Origin of the sequence: Bartonella sp. AP1QHHD, assembly GCF_042196265.1 — a bacterium.
Classification (GTDB): Bacteria; Pseudomonadota; Alphaproteobacteria; order Rhizobiales; family Rhizobiaceae; genus Bartonella.
Genome location: NZ_JBHIPW010000082.1, coordinates 1 through 3,785, shown reverse-complemented (window position 1 = coordinate 3,785; position 3,785 = coordinate 1). Strand labels below are relative to the sequence as shown.

The window sequence follows — 3,785 nt, the reverse complement described above, 5'->3', positions numbered from 1 at the left end:
TTTAACGTATCTCAAAAATGAAAATGAACAAAAAGATAACATTATTGCAAATTTAAAACCAAAGGCAATGGCTCTTGAAAGTTTACAACGTCATGACGGGCTTTTTGGTCTTACAGAAGCCGCTAAAATACTCGAGATGCAACCAAAACAATTCATTCAATTCTTACAGCAAAAAGGTTGGATTTACAGACGAGCAGCAGGTGGAAATTTGCTTCCTTATCAAGACAAAATCCAAAAGCAACTTATGGATTGTCCAACCATCACACTTCAAACCGCAAGTGGAATAGAAAAGGTCATTCCTTGCGCAAAAATCACAGCAAAAGGAATTGGTGTGCTGTCTCAAGAGCTTAAAAAACAAAGCATGCATTAAGAGGAGGTTATTATGATAAAAAAGAAATACGAACTACTAATCTTATAGTATCTCTATAAGCCGTTTCTAACCACACAACCAACTTTTAAACACCAGCGTGATTCACGCCACGGGGGAATTGCGCTCAAATAGGAGGAAATCAAGATGAGTGAACAAAACACTAACCTAACAGAAATTGAAGAAACACATCATTTAGCCGTCGAACAAACTGCTATGGAACGCATTTTAAATAGAGCCTTAGAAAATGACGTCGATATGGACCGTCTCGAGCGTCTCATTGCCTTACGAGAAAAAGAAATAGAACGACAAAACTACGAAAGATTTGCCAGTGATCTTTCGAATATGCAAATAGAATATCAAAAAATACAAAAAAACTCTACAAACACCCATACAAACAGCCAATATGCAACCCTTGACCAGTACATTGATGCTGTAAAAAACACTCTTGCAAAACACCGATTTGCTTTGTTTTCTCGTATCAAAGAACAGAATTCAGACAATATAATTATAGAAATGACTTTGACGCATCCGTCTGGAAATAAAATCTCAACAGAAGGAAAGTTTCCTTATGACACTAAAGGATGCAAATCAAATATACAATCGGTTGGTTCTACTCTCACCTACGCACGTAGATATCTCTTAGGCATGCTTCTTAATGTCGCAAGAAAAGAAGACGATACAGATGGCAACACGCTTCTTGCAGGTATCTCTCCTGAACAGATGAATGAAATCAAAGAATTAATTAAAAAAACACAATCTGAAGAAAGTAAGCTTATCTCTTTCGTAGGAGCAAAAAATCTAACAGATATGTCTTATAAACAAGCACAAATCGCTTTGTTTTCTTTGAAAAAAAAGCAACGAAAGCAAATGAATAAAGCACAACAAGAGCAATTAGATGCACCTATACAAGATATTGAATATGCACCAACTCAACAACAAACGGCGGTGTGAGATGGAACAAAGAACAGCAGAATGGTTTCAAGCGCGCTTGGGTAAAGTCACTGCTTCAAACGTTTACAACGTACTCAGTAAGACAGCAAAAGGTTTGCCTACCAGCAAATATGAAGACTACAAAATCAAACTCATGACAGAACGCTTAATAGGTGAAATAAGCCAATCTTATACAACAGCGGCTATGCAATGGGGCATTGAACATGAAGAGAATGCCTTGAGAGAATATGAATTCATTTATGACGCAGAAGTCACAAGATGCGGGTTTATCCCACACCCAAAAATGAAAATGGCGGGTGCAAGTCCTGATGGGTTCATTGGAGAGGACGGTTTAATTGAAGTCAAATGTCCACAATCAACCACGCATTTGCGCTTCTTTATATATGACGAAATCAAGCCTGAATATCACGCACAAATGCAATTCCAAATGGCTTGTACAGGACGAAAATGGTGTCATTTCATGAGCTATAATCCAAACTTTGTAGGCAAATCTACTGGTTTGAGAATGAAAGTCAAACGCATCTTCCGTGATGAGAAACACATTGAAGAGATTAATAAAGCGGTCGAAATCTTTTTAGGGGAAATAGAACAAGAGATGCAAAAGATTTTGGCAAAAGCTGCTTAAACATATGGGGGTGCTCTCTCCTCCCAGCACCCCCACCCATTTACTAACAACTTTTAACACATGCGTGATTCACGCTACGGGTGGATTGTACGCAAATCAAGGAAATAAACCATGGAAAATAAATATGAACTGACTGATGAAACAACTGAGGTTGATGGCAAAACTCTCCACCGCATTCGTGCCTTACGAGACTTTGGTGGTATTAAAGCAGGCAGCCTAGGCGGTCTTATAGAGCATGAAGGCAACTTATCCCATGAGGGCAATTGTTGGATTTGGTATAAGGCTTGTGTTTTTGGAGATGCCCGTGTTTATGGCAATGCACATGTTTACGGTTATGCATACGTTTCCGATAAAGCAGAAGTTTATGGCAATGCAAAAATTAAAGACGGACATGTAGGCGATAGTGCAAGAATTTATGGTGATGCTAAAATTTATGATTATGCAGAAGTTTACGGTGAGGCATGCGTTTCCCATAATGCAGAGGTTTATGGTTATGCCAAGGTTTTTGGTGATGCCTTGGTTTTTGGCAATGCACATGTTCATGGGCGTGCAAAAGTTTACGATGAAGCACGTGTTTACGATAAGGCAGAAATTTACGGAGAAGCAAAAGTTTACGGTGATGCAGAAGTTTACCGTAGCGCACACGTTGATGACTATAACGCCATATCAACTGGAGAAAAGACCAGATGAAAAAATATGAACTGACTGATGAAACAATCGAAGTTGGGCGCAAAACGCTCCGCCGCATTCGTGCATTGAGAAGATTTGGAGGACGTCAAGAAAGGTGATCTTGGCGGCTATATCGAGAAAGAAGACAATCTAAGTCATGATGGCAATTGCTGGGTTGGGGGTTATGCCAAGGTTTATGATGATGCTAAGGTTTACGAAAATGCACATGTTTACGGTTATGCCGAGGTTTACGACAATTCTCGTATTTATGGCAAAGCAGAAGTTTTCGATGAACCATGCATTTACGGTCATGCAGAAGTTTACGGTGATGCATATATTTGCGGTGAACCGCACGTTTTTGATAATGCAGAAGTTTATGGCAATGCACAAGTTTACGGTGAGGCATACATTTACGATGGGGCGCGTGTTTACGGCAATGCGCAAGTTTACGGTGATGCGCATGTTTACGGTGATGCGCATGTTTACGGTCATGCAAAAATTTACGGTGAAGCATGTGTATGTTGGGACGACTGGATTGATGGCGATAGAAGAATCTCAACTAGAGAAAAAACCAGATGAGAAAATACGAACTTACTGATGAAACAATTGAGTTTGATGGATACATTACGCTTTACCGCATCCGTGCATTGAAAGACTTTGGAGATGTAAAGGCAGGTGATCTTGGCGGCTTTATAGAGCATGAAGACAATTTAAGTCATGAAAACGATTGTTGGATTTATAATGATGCCAAGGCGTATTTGTTTGCCAATATTTACGATAGCACTAAGGTTTTTGATAACGCACAAGTTGCTTATAGTGCAGAGATTTTTGGAAATGCAAAAATTTATAATAACGTCAAAATATATAGAGGTCATATTTTTGGAAGCGTAGAAATTTATGGAAATGTGGTTATCGATAATGATTCAAGAATTTATGGCGATACAAAAATTTATGATAATTCAGAAGCTTGTAAACGAACTATGACCGCCCAGAACGGCGACTCTTCAGCAAAAGACGACATTCCTTTCTAGCAACACAAACAAAATTTTAACACCAGCGTGATTCACGCCACGAGTGAATTACATCTAAAATGAAGGGGAATAAACATGCCACACCGCCCACCTACTATCACGCAACCAGCTATTGCTCGTGCTTTAAGAGAAGCTAAAA

5 protein-coding genes and 1 pseudogene are annotated in these 3,785 nt (G+C 39.2%); all 6 read left to right on the top strand.

The features are described from left to right. Positions 1-370: phage antirepressor KilAC domain-containing protein (locus ACFIME_RS07180; RefSeq protein WP_375684722.1), on the top strand; the 370-nt coding region annotated here is incomplete at its 5' end. A 144-nt stretch (positions 371-514) separates the two neighbouring features. Beyond that, positions 515-1,321: an ERF family protein gene (locus tag ACFIME_RS07175; RefSeq protein ID WP_375684721.1), complete on the top strand. Its 807-nt coding sequence runs from the start codon at positions 515-517 to the stop codon at positions 1,319-1,321. A 1-nt stretch (position 1,322) separates the two neighbouring features. Beyond that, positions 1,323-1,946 (top strand): lambda exonuclease family protein, encoded by a 624-nt coding sequence (locus tag ACFIME_RS07170; RefSeq protein ID WP_375684720.1) that lies wholly within the window; start codon positions 1,323-1,325, stop codon positions 1,944-1,946. 111 nt (positions 1,947-2,057) lie between these two features. Continuing rightward, complete coding sequence (locus ACFIME_RS07165; RefSeq protein WP_375684719.1) at positions 2,058-2,636, top strand: hypothetical protein; 579 nt, start codon at positions 2,058-2,060, stop codon at positions 2,634-2,636. Then, a pseudogene (locus tag ACFIME_RS07160) lies at positions 2,633-3,194 on the top strand (hypothetical protein). Before ACFIME_RS07165 ends, ACFIME_RS07160 begins: the two are co-directional and overlap by 4 nt. Then, positions 3,191-3,646 carry a hypothetical protein gene (locus tag ACFIME_RS07155; RefSeq protein WP_375684718.1) on the top strand — a complete coding sequence of 152 codons (456 nt, stop codon included), beginning with the start codon at positions 3,191-3,193 and terminating at the stop codon, positions 3,644-3,646. The pseudogene ACFIME_RS07160 and the gene ACFIME_RS07155 overlap by 4 nt, the downstream one beginning before the upstream one ends. Positions 3,647-3,785: the final 139 nt, after the last annotated feature.

What these genes read in the sequence shown, in the direction of transcription:
- ACFIME_RS07155 (WP_375684718.1), top strand. Translation starts at nt 3,191, where the DNA reads ATGAGAAAATACGAACTTACTGATGAAACAATTGAGTTTGATGGATAC.
- ACFIME_RS07175 (WP_375684721.1), top strand. Translation starts at nt 515, where the DNA reads ATGAGTGAACAAAACACTAACCTAACAGAAATTGAAGAAACACATCAT.
- ACFIME_RS07165 (WP_375684719.1), top strand. Translation starts at nt 2,058, where the DNA reads ATGGAAAATAAATATGAACTGACTGATGAAACAACTGAGGTTGATGGC.
- ACFIME_RS07170 (WP_375684720.1), top strand. Translation starts at nt 1,323, where the DNA reads ATGGAACAAAGAACAGCAGAATGGTTTCAAGCGCGCTTGGGTAAAGTC.